The following is a 14,410-nucleotide window of genomic DNA, read 5'->3' as shown; positions in this document are numbered from 1 at the left end:
TCAAACCCCGGGGAGAGGCTCCCGCCGCTGAAGCGGTCGGGTTCAGTAAGGAAGTGGGCAGATCTCATGGCCACCGACGGGCAGTTTTCCTGGCCGTCAGTGGGCAGTTCCGTGGCCGCCTACGGGCAGTTTTTCATGGCCGCTAACACCTGACCTCGGGAGGGACTGGTGAAGGCGTGATTGACATCCTCAACTAAGTCATCAGAGCGGTCCCCAAGGAGGTCTTGCTCGCAACCCAAGCCGACGTACGTGACGCACTGGCGGCGAAAGGTAGGAAACCTGCTGGAATTCAGCGAAGACGCCGATGCAATCCGATACTTCCAATCCATCAGCCTATGGCCGGCCCGCCCGTCTCTTGGGCGTGCCGCGGAAGCACGGTCCCTAGAAATGTATGTATCGGATTAGAGCTTTTTTCATGAACTTCATCCTTTGGACAGACCCGCTCCGCTTCCTGCCGCCGGCGCAAGCACAACATGCCGGCGGATGGATCCCGGATCGTTGGACGCGATCCCGGGAGGGGAACCGGATAGTTACGTGATAACCAGTAGAGCTGTCCCTCCGGGATATATGGCCGACGGTCGTGGTCAGTCCGTCTACAGGACCCTGTCTTACCAGAATTGCCCGGGGCGCTACAGTGCATGCCCTTGTCCTGACCCTCGGTAGGGACCAAAGACGCTGATTGAACAAAGCGTCATCATCACCGTTTTCGATGAACAGGAAAGAACACGGCACGAAACGGCGACCGCCAAACTCGCCGGCCACGCACACGCCGTCGCCGTCGACCACGTCACCCACCGCGTCTATTTCCCGCTCTAGGACATTAACGGCCGGACCCACATCGCACAGACTGCCAGATCATTTGACCGACCGGATATCAGAACGACTAGGGCTTCAATCCATTGCAGCGATTTCTTCGACTGCCTGTGTCAGTGCCGCCATGGATGCAGGGCATCCATGCCCCTCGTCCTCGATGACGACGAGCCTGCTTGACTCCCAACGCCGGTGCAGCTCCCACGCAGTGATGGCGGGTCCGCTGATGTCCCGCCGGCCATGAACAAGGTATCCGGGGATGCCGTTGAGCCCGTGAATCCGCGGGATAATTTCCTGCCCGTTGGTCAGGAACCCGTCATTCGCCCAGGAGTGCGTAACGAGCAGAGCGAACGTCATGCGCTCTCGCTCGTCTTCAAACAGCGGGCCCGGCAGCCAGTACGGGTCCAGCGATATGTGTGTGGATTCCCAACGGTCCCAGGACGGTGCGGCAAGTCGGGCATCGTCACGATCTTTATCGGCTAGTCGACGCGCGTATGCTTCGACCACCCGTTTCCCGGCTTCGCGTTGGCCGCCTCCGCGAATTCCGCCCACGCTTCGGGAAGGATGCGTCCAACGTCTTCGGTGATCCATTGGATCTCTTCCCGGCTGCTTGTTGTCACGGTCGTCCTGGACAACGGGAGCACTCTTGCCACACCCACGCTGGTCCAGGCCGATAATGCGAAAGCGGCTGGGGTCATGGCTTACGGTAACCGCCTCGACCGAGGGAACCACCAGGGCCTCCGTGAAGGTATAGAACTGGAATGCCGGCAGGTTCGCCGGTGGCTTCCCAATAGATCCCGGCATTGGGCACGTCCACCCAACCGCTTTTGGTCTCCGATTGCTCGTCCGTCACCCGTCCACAGTATTGGAACTTGAGCGGGACAGCTCTGTTCACTCCAAGCCGTCAGGGACTCCAGACGGGACGTCGGCTCCTCCTCCGGTCGATGTTTGATTCGACTCCCATAGGAGCATCGTCGTACGCACCCGCAGGGCCAGGCTGCCCTGCGCCCTGCGACGGTGAGCCCTGGACTCCAAACCGGCGCCGAACCGGAGACCCTTTTACTGGTTGGAGCGGCGCGGAGACCAGATGCCTGGACACGGCGGACCAATTCCACCAGTCGAAGGCACCCTCACCATGATTACACTGAGGAGGAGTATTCAGACGCCCCATCTGGGGCAGCGTTCCGGCCGGACGGTTGGCGAGGCGGGTCCGGATCCTGTCCCCAGCTCCGGGAGTCTGGCGGCCATCTCCCCCGGCAAACAGAATCGAGTGATGGGGCAATGCGGATCCTCATTTCCGGTGCCAGCATCGCCGGCCCCGCCGCGGCGTACTGGCTCGCTCGATACGGCCACACGGTGACCGTGGTAGAACGCGCTCCCCGGCTCCGCGAGAGAGGTGGGCATGCTGTCGACCTGTTCCGACCAGCCTTGGCCATCGTCGAGCAGATGGGCGTGCTGACCCAGGTCCAGGACAAGGCGACAGGCATCAACCGGGCAACCATCTTCACGCCGGGAGCCAAACGCCCCGTCGAGGCGGAAATCGACAAGTTCCTCAACGCCGTCTCCGACCGGCATGTCGAGATCATGCGGGATGACCTGAGCGAGATCCTGGCCGCCAGCACCCGTGACGACGTGGAGTACGTATTCGGAGACTCCATCGCCACCGTCTCCGCAGAGAGCGGCAAGGTCACCTTCGAACACGCCGGGCCGCGGTCTTTCGACGTGATCGTCGGCGCTGATGGGCTGCACTCCAACGTGCGGAGCCTTGTCTTCGGGGACGAGAGGCGCTTCAGCTCCTTCCTCGGGGCCCATCTGGCCGTCTTCTCGATGCCCAACTATCTGGGGCTCGACCGGCGCAGGATCGCCTATCTGGACGCAGGCCGGCTGGCGGCAACCTACAGCGCCCAACACATGGACGATGCCAGGGCGCTCTTCCTGTTCCGCTCGGAGCGCCCGCTCGTGTACGACCACCGCGACGTTGCCCGGCAGAAGGAGTTGCTACGCGGGGTCTTCGCCGGCATGGATGGCGAGGTCAACCGGTGGCTGGAGGAACTCGACAGAACTCCGGCCTTCTACTTCGATGCCATCACTCAGCTGACCATGGAGACCTGGTCCCGGGGCCGAGTCACGCTCCTGGGCGATGCCGGCTAATGCCCCGGTCCTGTCGTCGGCGGCAGCGCGAGCCTTGCCGTCGTCGGGGCCTACGTGCTGGCGGGCGAGCTGGCCGCGGCCGAAGGCGACTATCGGCGTGCCTTCATCGCCTGTGAACGGGAAATGGGCAAGTACGAGCAGGGCGGCCGATCGCTGGCCCGCCACGCGGCCCGGACCCTGATCCCGGCCAGCCGGGCGCAGGTGTGGGCACTTGCCCAGAGCGCCCGGCTGATCTCCCGCCTTCCCGTCGGCCCAATAAGGGCCGCGGCTCGGCTCAGCAACCAAGGTCTGCGCCTGGCCGATTCAATGGCGATGAAAGACTACGCCGGGAAGCAGCGGCCGACGACGTGAGGTGCTGTCGGAGCCGGACGAAGTCAATGGTCAGCTGATCGCCCGAAGCTTTCTGCCCGAACCCCGTGAATCAGGCGGACAGAACCCCCGCGACTGGTTGCCGGACTCGTGCGGCCTCAGATCGCGAAGCCGGGCGGGGCATGCGGGGGCGCCACCGTCGGGACCCTCACACCATCGACCCCGGGGAGGCCGCCTCGCCGGCGGTCAGTGTCAGGCTGACCCCACGGACCCCCTCTGCAAGGTGCCAGCAAATGCCGCAGGGGATGCCAACCGGCCGCAGAATGCCGTGTCGCCCTGACGTCGGTTTGGGGTATGCCCTAGGCCGCCACGAGCCCGGCGACGTCGGCCAGGAGTTCCACAGAGCGCAGCCGCGCAGCCGTCCCGGTACTCTGGTGCGCCACGATCAGCTCGTCGGCGTCGGCGTGGGCCGTGAACCCGTCCAGGTATTCCAGGACGGCGTCCGGAGTGCCGACGGCCGAGTATTTCATCATCTGCGCCATGTGCTGGCCTTGCGGCGAGTCCAGGATCATGTCCGCTTCGTCGTCGCTAAACACCCGGCCGTTGCCGAAGAACAGTGAGACGCGTGCTCGCTTGGTGGCCTGGAACATCGCGTGGGCGTCCGCGGCCGAGTCAGCGGCAATGACGTTGACGCCGGCGATCACGTAAGGGGCATCGAGCTGCGCGGAGGGCCGGAATTCGCGGCGGTAGGTGGCCACCGCGTCCTGCAGTGCACTGGGTGCGAAGTGCGACGCGAAGGCGTATGGCAGGCCCAGCTGGGCGGCCAGCCTGGCGCCGAACAGGGAAGAGCCCAGAATGTACAGCGGCACGTTCGTGCCCTTGCCCGGGGTGGCCTCCACGCCCGGGATGCGGGTGGGGCCCGTCAGGTAGCCCTGGAGCTCCAGCACGTCCTGCGGGAACCTGTCCGCCGACATCGGATCACGGCGCAGGGCGCGCAGGGTGTTCTGGTCGCTGCCGGGCGCCCGCCCCAGGCCCAGGTCGATCCGCCCCGGGTGCAGGGTTTCGAGCGTGCCGAATTGCTCGGCAATCGTCAGCGGCGAGTGGTTCGGCAGCATGACGCCGCCGGCGCCAAGGCGGATGCTCTCGGTGTGGGCTGCGATGTGGGCAATCAGCACGCTCGTAGCAGACGAAGCGATCGAGGACATGTTGTGGTGCTCGGCATACCAGATCCGCCGGTAGCCGCGCTCCTCGGCGAGCTGAGCCATGGCCACGCTTCCGGCGAAGCTTTCTGTCGCCGTCTGCCCGGGGCCGATGGTTGCGAGGTCAAGGATGGAAAGCGGAACAGTCACGTAAAAAGCCGGCCTTTCGTAGCGGAGCAGTATTTTGGTCAACCACGGAGGGCCCCGGGATATTTCAGCGGCTGTCGCAGGACGGCGCAGCCCCGGCCGGAAATGTCAGCGGATCAGGGGCACGAGACGTCGTAGTCGAGCCCGCCGGAAACGTATTGGGTCATCGACACGCGGCTGCCGGGGGTGAGTCCGGGCAGGGCACAGTTCGACTTGGCGCCGGTCGCCGACCGCGCACCCGCCAGCCAGCTCGGCACCCCCGCCAGCGGGCTCCCCTCAGGAACGGAACCGGCAATCTGTCCCCATTGGCTGCCGGTGGAGTAAATCCCGACGCGGGCCCCGATCCCCGTGAAGTAGGCGGTCATGCCTTCGAGGTCGGCGATGTTGGCTGCCTTGTCGGCCTGCCAGGTGTTGCCGGTTTCCACATCGAGCCACCAGCGGTACGACGCCGGATTGCTCACCCCGCGCAGCTGGGCGTCGTCGTAAGCTTTCGCGTAGCCGTACATGTAGGAGCAGGCCTTGAAGTCCTTGCTTGCGCAGTCGCCGTAGGGATTGGCCACGAGCGCGCCCATATAGGTGTTCGAGGTGGGCCACCAGGATCCTTGCAGCCCGGGGTTGGCGGTGTTGACGTAGAGCGCGACCCTGGGCTGTGACGTCACTGAGGGATCTTTCGCCGTGGACGCCCACGCCAGTTCCGCCCCGAGGCAGGGGTTCGTGGTGTTGGCGAGGCCGTTGTTCACGCCGACAATGGCGAAGGCCGGTTGCTTCGGAAGCGTCGTGCCGCACTGCGGCCAGGACACATCGATACCCACAGGCTCTGATGGTCGCGCCGAGGCGGCCGAGGCCGGCCCGCCGCCCAGCAGGGCGAGGCCCAGGGTCGCAGCAACTGTCAGTACCGTCCGAAACAGTGATGTGGCCATGCCAAAGTCTACGACCGCAGCATCCGGGCGGCTATCCTCGCGGCGCATGTCCGGATGGAACACTCAGCACCATCGTCGGCGACGGAGTCCGGGGCGAGCTGGCCCGGCCGCCGCTTCCCACGCTTCACGTTATCCACCGTCCGCCGGGTCCGATGGCCCCGGCAGAACAGGAGCAGCACTATGGCTAACATTCTGATGGTCGTCTCGGCAGCAGATTCCCTTACGAGGCGCGACGGCAGCGAACACCCCACCGGGTACTGGGCCGAGGAGCTCGTAGTTGCCCACAAGATCCTGCTCGGCGCAGGCCACACCGTCCATATCGCCACTCCGGCGTCGACGCCTCCGCCTACGACGCCGTGGTGATGCCGGGCGGCCACGGGCCGACGACGGACCTCTACCAGGACGCGGACCTCGGCCGACAGCTGGTCGCCCTCAACAAGGAGGGCAAGATGATTGCCCCCTTCTGCCACGGCCCGGCCGGCCTGCTCAGCGCGACGGACGACGACGGCACGTTCGCCTTCGCGGGCCGCCGCCTCACCGTGTTCACGGATGAGGAGGAGGAGCTTAACGGCGGCACTGGCCCCAACACGCCGTGGTTCGTCGAGGACGTCCTGAAGGAGAAGGGCGCCAGCGTTGAGAACGGCCCCGCCTGGACCTCCAATGTCGTCCGGGACGACAACCTCATCACCGGCCAGAACCCGCAGTCCAGCGAGGACGTGGCCAAGGAAGTGCTCAAGGCCCTCGCCGAATAGCGGCGAATAGCGCGGCCGAAAATACTGTCTTAGCCGGGTCCGGGAGCGCCGGACCCGGCTAAGCTGTCGCCATGGCCATCAAATCCACTGCAGATAAAGTCGCCACCATCCAGAAGGGGTACACCCTCGAGGGCCCCACCATCGAGCTGGGAGCCGCGATCATCGACGGCGAACTCCATAAGGAGGCCCCCGTCCGCCTGCCGCTGGCGATGATGAACCGCCACGGCCTGGTGGCCGGTGCGACCGGCACCGGCAAGACCGTCACCCTGCACATGATGGCCGAGCAACTGTCCACCGCGGGCGTGCCGGTGTTCCTGGCTGACATCAAGGGCGATCTCTCCGGACTGGCCACGGCCGCCACCGGCAGCGAAAAACTCCTGGCACGTACGGAGAGCATCGACCAGCCCTGGTCCGGCAAGACCTTCCCGGTGGAATTCCTGGCACTCGGCGGCGACGGCCATGGCATCCCGGTCCGCGCCACCATCACATCCTTCGGCCCCATCCTGCTTTCGCGCGTGATGGAACTGAACGAGACCCAGGAATCCAGCCTGCAGCTGGTCTTCCATTTCGCGGACAAGAACAACCTTGAGCTGATCGACCTCAAGGATCTGCGGGCCGTCATCTCGTTCCTGACCTCGGCGGAAGGAAAGGACGAACTCGAGGAACTCGGCGGCCTCTCCAAGGCAACCGCCGGCGTCATCCTGCGTGGACTCATCACCCTTGAGGCGCAGGGAATGGAAAAGTTCTTCGGCGAGCCCGAGTTCAAGACCGCCGAACTGCTGCGCACGGCCCCGGACGGGCGCGGCATCGTGAGCTGCCTCGAGCTGCCCACGCTGCAAACCAAGCCCATGCTGTTCTCCACCTTCCTGATGTGGCTGCTCGCGGACCTCTTCGAGGACCTGCCGGAGGCCGGCGACCTCGACAAACCCAAGCTCGTGTTCTTCCTGGACGAGGCACACCTGCTGTTCAACGGCGCCTCCAAGGCATTCCTGGATGCGATCACCATCACCGTGCGGCTGATCCGGTCCAAAGGTGTCGGCATCTTCTTCGTGACCCAGACCCCCAAGGATGTCCCGGCCGAAGTCCTGGGGCAGCTGGCCAACCGTGTGCAGCACGCCCTCCGCGCCTACACTCCCGAAGACGCCAAAGCCCTCAAGGCGACAGTCTCCACGTTCCCCCTCAGTGACTACGACCTTGAGGAGACCCTGACCTCGGCCGGCATCGGCGAGGCCGTCATCACCGTGATGAATGAAAAGGGCGCGCCGACGCCCGTGGCCCTGACCCGGCTCCGTGCCCCTGAATCCGTTATGGGCCCGAGCGATGACGCGCTCATAGCCAGCACCGTGGCCGGTTCCGCCCTGCTCACCAAGTACGGCACGGCCGTGGACAACATCTCCGCCTACGAGAAGATCACGGGCAAGGCGGCGTCCGCGGCAAGTGCAGCCGCTCCGGGCGGCGTTCCCGGCGGCGGGGGCGGCGAAGACTCGGGGGGCGCCTTTAATCCCAGCGCCGTCGACGCCGACGCGCGGCGCATCGAGGAAGAAATCCTGGGCCGTCCCAGCAGCCGTCCCGTCCCCCCACCCGAACAGGGACGGACCCCGGAGCGCCCGGCGCCGGGACGGGCCCCGCAAGACGGGCAGCAGGAGGGTGGCGGCATGGTCGGCGACCTTGCCGGAGCGCTGGGCGGCGCGCTGGGCGGAGGCCTCAAAAGCATGGCCCGATCGTTGGGGACCCAGCTGGGCCGGGAGCTGCTCCGCGGGGTCTTCGGCACCTCATCCAAGAGCCGCCGCTAGCTGTACAGCCAGGGCGCCCACGCGCCGGACCACAGCGGCGGGCTGCGCCGTCGGGCCTGCACGAGCCCCGGCAACTGCAGTACCGCGCGTCACACCGGTCGCCGGTGAAACGAGGTTTCCTGCGGCGTGCAGGTAACGTATGGAACGTGCAGATGAGTCAGGCGTTGGTCAGGATCGCAGCAGGTTGGCTGCTGGGCCTGATGCTTGCCGTGGCCGGTGCCGTGGTTTCGATCAACCTTGTGAACGGCTCCATCGCGGGTCCCCAGCAGCCCGTGCGCGAATATCTTTCCGCCCTGCAGAAGGGCGACGGCGAAAAGGCGCTCGGCCTCCTGCACGCCTCTGTACCGCAAAGCAACGCCGCGATGCTGGATGGAACGGCGCTGCAGACCGCTGCCGCCCGGATCACCGACGTGAAGTTTGGCGACGCGCAGGACCGCGGCGGGGACCAGATGATGGTGCCGATTGACTACACCATCGACGGCAGCCGGTTGCACACCGAGTTCCTGCTGGAGAGTTCGGGAACGGAGTGGCTGTTCTTCCACAAGTGGTCCTTCGTCCCGGCTGCGCTGCCGGTGCTGGACGTCACCGTGGTCAATTCCAACGAGGCCACCCTCAATGGTGTGCCGGTGAACATGCCCAACGGCCGCAACTCCTTCGCCGTTTTCTACCCGGGCGAGTACGAGGCATCCCTGAATGGCCAGTACTTCTCCGCCGCTCCCACCCGGGCCACCCTGGCCGGACGGGACGTGCCCCCGGCCCCGCTGAACCTGCTGACCAAGGCTACGGATGCGCTGAAGAGCGCCGTCAGCGGCAAGGTCAAGGAGTTCCTGGATTCCTGCGCCGACGAGGCCGACAAACAGCAGAAGCTCCAGCCCGCCTGCCCGTTCTACCACGCCACCAACAACCGGGTCGTTGACGGCACCATCGACTGGAGCATCTCCGAATACCCCACGGTCAGCATCGAACCCTTTGGCGGCCGCTGGGTCGTGGCACCGCTGGACGGCAAGGCCCGAATCAAGGCCCGGCAGGTGGATCTGTTCACGGGCGCCGCCACGGACATCAACGCGGTCCACGATTTCAGTTTCACCACCCGGCTGGACATCGACGGCGACACCGTCAAGCTCACGCCACTGCTGAACTACTGAGCCGTCCGGGAAAACGTCACGACGCTGTCGGTTCCGCGGGCGGCCGCCCGGCAAGCTCCTGGGCCAGGAGTCTGCCGCCCGTGACAAAGGTCGCGGACGGCAGACTCCTGATCAGCGTCGGCGCAGACGCCTAGTCCATTCCGCGCAGGTCGAGCACGAGTTCGGTGTCGCCGTCGGTCTGGAGCAGGACCGGAATTCCCCAGTCCTGCTGGTACAGGTGGCAAGCGGCGTGGTCGGGGATCTCGCCGTCCCCGGTCTCAGCGCCGTCGCAGGCCGCGGCGCGGGCCGTGATGTGCAGGACACCCTCCGGGACCGCTGACGAGAGCTCCAGCGTGCGGAGCAGACCCACGGAGGTTCCTCCGCCGGAGAGCAACAGCTCCGGCGGCGTGGAGGAGATCTTCAGCTGGGTCGGATCACCCCAGCGGTCGTCCAGCTTTTGCCCGGTGGGCGCGGTGAAGCGCACGGTCAGCTCCAGCGGTCCGGGCGCCACGGGGCTTTTGGGCCGGTGAGTCTGTGCGGCGCCCTCGTCCACCTGCTGGGCTTCCTTCGGGATGGGCACGTAAACCAGCTGGTGCTTGTTGGCCTCGACCACCACCAGCAGCGGCTCGGCACCGGCAACGTGCGTGTGGTCCACAATCACGTCGGAGGGCTCCGACAGCCCCCGCGCAAGTGTCGAGACGGTGCCAGAGGCGGGGTCGTAGCGGCGCACGGCACCGTTGTAGGTATCGGCGATCGCCACGGAACCATCCGGCAGCACAGTGACTCCGAGCGGGTGCTGCAGCCGTGCCTCGCTCGCCTTTCCGTCACGGAAGCCGAAGTCGAACAGGCCCTTGCCGACGGCGGACTCGACGGTGACGATCCCGCCGTCGCCGATCACCAGCTTGCGCAGGGCGGAGGTCTCAGAGTCGGCGACCCAGACATTGCCGTCAGCGTCCTCGGCGAGGCCGGAAGGCTGGGCGAACCATGCCTCGGCGGCGGGGCCGTCCAGCAGTCCTTCCAGGCCGTTGCCGGCAATGATGGCCACGGCGCCGGAGAGGGGGTCAAAGCTGAAGATCTGGTGCACGCCGGCCATCGCCACCACCACGGCGTTGAGCTTGGTGGACCAGACCACGTCCCACGGCGAGCTCAGTGAAACCTGCAAGGGATCCGCTTCCAGCCGTGCACCGAAGGCGGCGCCTTCCTCGTCGACCCGCGCCGGGCCTGTCTCGAGGAGTCGCTGCACGCCGTTGCCCGCCAGGGTCCGGACTGTTCCGTCCTCGAGCGAAAGCCCCCGCAGCCGGTGGTTCACGGAGTCGGCAACCACGACGTCGTACCCAGCCTCGGCGGCCACGTCATCCGGGAGCAGGACCAGGCCCTGAGGTTCGTTGAAGCGGGAGGCTGCGGCGTTGCCGTCGGCGTGGCCCTTTTCACCGGAGCCGTAGGTGCCCAGCACGGTCTGGAAGTCGGTTGAGAGTTCCACGAGGCGGTGGTGGCCGGTGTCGGTGACCAGCCAGGAGCCGGCGTCCGTGGCGGTTCCGACGCCGCGACCGGGGGGCAGGAAGAGGGCCTTTCCCGGGAACCGCAGGGTGCCGGACGTCGGCTCCGGCGCCACATAGGGCCCGTTGCCGCGGTGCAGGGTGCCCTTGGCTTCGTGTTCGGCGATCAACTCGGGGATGAGCACGGCGAGGCCGTCAGCGTGGCCCTCACCGGAAAGGTGCGCCACGATGTAGCCCTCGGGGTCGATGACCACGAGGGTGGGCCAGGCTCGGGCCGTGTAGGCCTTCCAGGTGTCGAGCTCGGGATCGTCCAGAACCGGGTGGCGGATCTCGTAGCGTTCCACGGCCGCGGCCAGGGCCACCGGATCCGCCTCGTGCTCGAACTTCGGCGAATGCACACCGACTGTCACCAGGACGTCCGAGTACTGCTGCTCGAGCGGGCGGAGTTCGTCCAGCACATGCAGGCAGTTGATGCAGCAGAAAGTCCAGAAGTCCAGAAGCACGATCTTGCCGCGCAAGGATTCCAGGTCCAGGGATTTGCCACCGGTGTTCAGCCAGTTCCGGCCTACGAGTTCGGAGGCCCGGACCCGGAGGTGGGTGCGTACGGTTTGGGTCATCAGCGTCCTTCCAGCTTTGAATTGCGTTCGTCAAACTTGGCGTCGCGCTCGGCCAGCTTGGCAAACATATCGTTGTAAGCAGTGAGATCGGCGTCGTTATTCCTGTCCGCCGCCCGGTCGGTGCGCTTGGACTCGCGCGCATCGGAGCGGGACCACATGACGGCGACGCCGATCGCCACCAGTAGCGTGGGCACCTCCCCGATGCCCCAGGCCACGGCGCCGCCCATCTGCTGGTCCAGCAAAGCCGACGGGCCCCAGGTCCGGCCAAGGTTTCCGAAGTAGTCCGCGGCCAGCAGCCCGGTCCCGCCCATGATGGAGACTCCGAAGAAGGCATGGAAGCCCATGGTCGCCAGCAGGAGCAGCAGCCGCATGGGGTAGGGCGCACGCCGCGGCAGCGGATCGGTCCCGATCATCGTGAGCACGAAAATGTAGCCGGTGAGCGCGAAGTGCAGGTTCATCAGTTCGTGGCCCACGTGGTCGCGCATGGCGTAGCCGAACGCATCCGAGTAGTAGAACAGGACGATCGAGCCGGCAAAGTTGGCGGCGGCGAACAGCGGGTGCGTCACGAGCTGGGAGAACTTCGACTGCACGAAGATGAGCAGCCATTCGCGGGGCCCGCGGGAGCTGTCCCGCCGCGGCGTCAGCGCGCGCAGCGCCAGCGTCACCGGCGCGCCAAGGACCAGGAAGATGGGCGTCACCATGGTCAGGGCCATGTGGTCCACCATGTGCGCTGAGAACAGGACACGGCCGTAGACCGACGGCGGCCCCGAGGTGACGTAGGTCAGGACGGCCAGCCCGATCACCCAGTTGACGGAACGGAACGAAGGCCAGGGGTCCCCTCGCCGCAGCACCTTCCAAACGCCGAGGACGTACGCCACCAGGCCGAAAAGTGCGACGGCGACCCAGAGCCAGTCGAGCCGCCATTCCGTGAGCCAGCGCGCCGGTGTGAGTTCCGGCGGCAGTTCATAGCCGGAGAGAATGAAAGCGGGGGACGCATCGGGCGCCAGGGTCGTGGGCTGCGGAGGCGCCGAGCGGCCCAGCGCGACGGCGATTCCCGAGGTCGCGCCCATGATCAGCAGTTCGACCAGCACCAGTTGCCACAGGACGCGGCGTGCAGAGCGGCCGGCGCTCCGGTTTCCGAGCTGCGGCATGACCCAGCGGCGGTGCATGAGACCTATGCCGCCCAGCACGACCGTGGCCGCGGCCTTGGCGAGAATGAGCTGACCGTAAGCCGAGCCGAAGAGGTCGCCCCAGTTCGTGACGCGGATGCTGGCGTTGACAATGCCGGAGGCGAAGACCAGCACGAAGGCGAAGCCCGCCAGAGAAGAGAACCGGCGGACCGTTGGCTCGGTGATGTCCGTGTTGCCCGTACCGGCGCCACCGCCATTTCTGCCGCCGCCGGCACCGCCCAGGATCCCGGAGAGCAGTGCCAGCATGATGATGCCACCCACCCAGGCCGATACGCCCACCAGGTGCAGCCCGAGCGAGTTGATGGCGCCTTCGTGGTCGCTCGAACTGGACGAGTGGCCGATCAGTGCTGCTGGAACCAGCCCGGCGACGGCGAACAGCAGGGTTAGTGCGAGTCCGCCGCGGGAGCGGACGCCAAACAGCGCGGTGGTCACGACGGCCGCGATGATGACCACGGCCAGCCAGGCACGGCCCGTTTCGATGTCCGTCATGAAGTAGACCAACGACTTCGTGAACTGGGAATCCCCGGAGATCCCCTGGCCGGCGATGTCCGCATAGCCCAGCACCAGCACCGCGATAGCGGACAGGGTCCAGGCAGCGCCGGCGGCGGCGGCCACCGCAAGCGCGCGCGTGAAGGCTGGATGATCGGGGGCATCCCGGTCCTTGGACCGCGAGCCGTTGTGGCTCCGCGGCAGGATTCCGACGGCGAAGATCAGGCCGCCGATCACAGTGGCCAGGGAGACGTTGTGCACGGCCTTGCTGATCGGCAGGCCCCAGCGGACCAAAGCGCCGGGATCAGAGACCGCACGCGCGGCGGCCGCGCCGGAAAAGAGGAGCGCCGCACATAGGCCCACGAACAGCGCGGCAAGGCCAGCAAGCTGCCAGGGCCCGGAAATCCCACCCGGGCCGATGCCGGGGCCCCGTGCCCCGCCTGTGGGTTGGGGAGCTGCGGCTACGGGACGGGGATTTACTGCAGAAGGCACACGTCCATTGTCCGCTACGCCTGCCGGGTCGGCGAATCGGCGGGACAACCGCACCGAAGTCCCAGGGGCGCCAGGGGCCACTTAACTCAAAGGAGCGGCCACCCTGTGGTGGCCGCTCCTTTCAAGCGCTTGAAGAAGGCTACTTCTTCTTGGCGACTGCAGCCTTCAGCTTGGAGCCGGCGGTCAGCTTGACGCTGTGGCCAGCGGCGATCTGGATGGTCTCGCCGGTCTGGGGGTTGCGGCCCGTGCGAGCTGCACGGTCGGTGCGCTCCACTGCGAGCCAGCCCGGGATGGTGATCTTCTCGCCCGCGGCGACAGAGGTCTCGAAAACCTCGAACAGTGCGTCGAGCACGGAGTTGACTGCTGCCTGGCTGGTGCCGGCCTTGCCTGCTACCTCTGCAACAAGTTCACTACGGTTCTTAGCCATTTATGTCCTCCTGGACTTTCATGATTTCTGGAGCCTGCACACGGCATGCGTGCAAGCCACTCTTCGAAAACTTACCAGCTTGCCGCGCAAGAGGTGGCAAATTCCGCGTGTTTTAGGTCTTTTTCGGGGAAAATCACGGGAAACGACGGCTTTGGAGGCCGAATTTCGCCGTCAGCGGACGCTCAATCACCGTGCGCAGGATTCGAGGCGACGGTCCCGCAAGCCCGGCGGGGTCCGCGGCCCAGTGACCCGTCTTTCCGGCCGTCGACGACGGGCGGTGCGTGAGGGGCCCCGTGGCCGCCGTCTGAACTGGTGGTTAAAGTGGGAGAGCCTCCAACGTGGTGGTTGGAGGCTCTCGACCTAATTTATGTCCGGCGGTGACCTACTCTCCCACACCCTCCCGGGTGCAGTACCATCGGCGCTGTGGGTCTTAGCTTCCGGGTTCGGGATGGGACCGGGCGTTTCCCCCACGCTATGACCGCCGTAACCCTGTT

Annotated in this window: 10 protein-coding genes, 1 rRNA gene and 1 pseudogene; 5 read left to right on the top strand and 7 right to left on the bottom strand. The window is 66.2% G+C overall.

What is annotated here, in order from left to right; all coding sequences use genetic code 11:
• Nucleotides 1-891 precede the first annotated feature (891 nt).
• On the bottom strand, nucleotides 892-1,167 hold the full coding sequence (locus AC1DCZ_RS18705; RefSeq protein ID WP_476975914.1) for an alpha/beta fold hydrolase: 276 nt from the start codon (nucleotides 1,165-1,167) through the stop codon (nucleotides 892-894).
• A gap of 924 nt (nucleotides 1,168-2,091) precedes the next feature.
• On the opposite strand from AC1DCZ_RS18705, the gene AC1DCZ_RS18700 reads away from it, so the two are divergent.
• Nucleotides 2,092-2,961: an FAD-dependent monooxygenase gene (locus AC1DCZ_RS18700; protein WP_476975913.1), complete on the top strand. Its 870-nt coding sequence runs from the start codon at nucleotides 2,092-2,094 to the stop codon at nucleotides 2,959-2,961.
• A 54-nt stretch (nucleotides 2,962-3,015) separates the two neighbouring features.
• Nucleotides 3,016-3,312 (top strand): hypothetical protein, encoded by a 297-nt coding sequence (locus tag AC1DCZ_RS18695; RefSeq protein WP_476975912.1) that lies wholly within the window; start codon nucleotides 3,016-3,018, stop codon nucleotides 3,310-3,312.
• 317 nt (nucleotides 3,313-3,629) lie between these two features.
• Here the strand turns inward: AC1DCZ_RS18695 and AC1DCZ_RS18690 are convergent, their stop codons facing one another.
• Nucleotides 3,630-4,619 carry an LLM class flavin-dependent oxidoreductase gene (locus AC1DCZ_RS18690; RefSeq protein ID WP_476975911.1) on the bottom strand — a complete coding sequence of 330 codons (990 nt, stop codon included), beginning with the start codon at nucleotides 4,617-4,619 and terminating at the stop codon, nucleotides 3,630-3,632.
• A 113-nt stretch (nucleotides 4,620-4,732) separates the two neighbouring features.
• Complete coding sequence (locus tag AC1DCZ_RS18685) at nucleotides 4,733-5,536, bottom strand: glycoside hydrolase family 25 domain-containing protein (RefSeq protein ID WP_476975910.1); 804 nt, start codon at nucleotides 5,534-5,536, stop codon at nucleotides 4,733-4,735.
• A gap of 180 nt (nucleotides 5,537-5,716) precedes the next feature.
• Between AC1DCZ_RS18685 and AC1DCZ_RS18680 the strand changes: the two are divergent.
• From AC1DCZ_RS18680 to AC1DCZ_RS18670, 3 genes and pseudogenes are all read left to right on the top strand, one after another.
• Nucleotides 5,717-6,288 (top strand): annotated as a pseudogene (locus AC1DCZ_RS18680) (type 1 glutamine amidotransferase domain-containing protein).
• 71 nt (nucleotides 6,289-6,359) lie between these two features.
• Nucleotides 6,360-8,081 (top strand): helicase HerA-like domain-containing protein, encoded by a 1,722-nt coding sequence (locus AC1DCZ_RS18675; protein ID WP_476975909.1) that lies wholly within the window; start codon nucleotides 6,360-6,362, stop codon nucleotides 8,079-8,081.
• A 152-nt stretch (nucleotides 8,082-8,233) separates the two neighbouring features.
• Complete coding sequence (locus AC1DCZ_RS18670) at nucleotides 8,234-9,226, top strand: hypothetical protein (RefSeq protein ID WP_476975908.1); 993 nt, start codon at nucleotides 8,234-8,236, stop codon at nucleotides 9,224-9,226.
• A gap of 130 nt (nucleotides 9,227-9,356) precedes the next feature.
• Here the strand turns inward: AC1DCZ_RS18670 and AC1DCZ_RS18665 are convergent, their stop codons facing one another.
• The 4 genes from AC1DCZ_RS18665 to rrf all read right to left on the bottom strand — a co-directional run bounded on the left by AC1DCZ_RS18665 (nucleotide 9,357) and on the right by rrf (nucleotide 14,402).
• Nucleotides 9,357-11,318, bottom strand: a complete 1,962-nt coding sequence (locus AC1DCZ_RS18665) for an NHL domain-containing thioredoxin family protein (protein ID WP_476975907.1) — start codon at nucleotides 11,316-11,318, stop codon at nucleotides 9,357-9,359.
• Nucleotides 11,318-13,489 carry a bifunctional copper resistance protein CopD/cytochrome c oxidase assembly protein gene (locus AC1DCZ_RS18660; protein WP_476975906.1) on the bottom strand — a complete coding sequence of 724 codons (2,172 nt, stop codon included), beginning with the start codon at nucleotides 13,487-13,489 and terminating at the stop codon, nucleotides 11,318-11,320. Before AC1DCZ_RS18660 ends, AC1DCZ_RS18665 begins: the two co-directional genes overlap by 1 nt.
• A 139-nt stretch (nucleotides 13,490-13,628) precedes the next feature.
• Nucleotides 13,629-13,916, bottom strand: coding sequence for an HU family DNA-binding protein (locus tag AC1DCZ_RS18655; RefSeq protein ID WP_011776355.1), 288 nt, complete (start codon nucleotides 13,914-13,916; stop codon nucleotides 13,629-13,631).
• Between the two features lie 369 nt (nucleotides 13,917-14,285).
• Nucleotides 14,286-14,402 (bottom strand): 5S ribosomal RNA (rrf, locus tag AC1DCZ_RS18650).
• Between the last annotated feature and the right edge of the window lie 8 nt (nucleotides 14,403-14,410).

The sequence above is a fragment of the Arthrobacter sp. 10N418 genome, from assembly GCF_056394725.1.
Note: the sequence above shows the minus strand (reverse complement) of the source record. Positions and strands in the feature narration are given on the sequence as shown.

Excerpts from the sequence above, each read along its gene's own strand:
- AC1DCZ_RS18705 (WP_476975914.1), bottom strand. The coding sequence starts at position 1,167 with ATGACGTTCGCTCTGCTCGTTACGCACTCCTGGGCGAATGACGGGTTC.
- AC1DCZ_RS18700 (WP_476975913.1), top strand. The coding sequence starts at position 2,092 with ATGCGGATCCTCATTTCCGGTGCCAGCATCGCCGGCCCCGCCGCGGCG.
- AC1DCZ_RS18685 (WP_476975910.1), bottom strand. The coding sequence starts at position 5,536 with ATGGCCACATCACTGTTTCGGACGGTACTGACAGTTGCTGCGACCCTG.
- AC1DCZ_RS18675 (WP_476975909.1), top strand. The coding sequence starts at position 6,360 with ATGGCCATCAAATCCACTGCAGATAAAGTCGCCACCATCCAGAAGGGG.
- AC1DCZ_RS18670 (WP_476975908.1), top strand. The coding sequence starts at position 8,234 with ATGAGTCAGGCGTTGGTCAGGATCGCAGCAGGTTGGCTGCTGGGCCTG.
- AC1DCZ_RS18665 (WP_476975907.1), bottom strand. The coding sequence starts at position 11,318 with ATGACCCAAACCGTACGCACCCACCTCCGGGTCCGGGCCTCCGAACTC.
- AC1DCZ_RS18655 (WP_011776355.1), bottom strand. The coding sequence starts at position 13,916 with ATGGCTAAGAACCGTAGTGAACTTGTTGCAGAGGTAGCAGGCAAGGCC.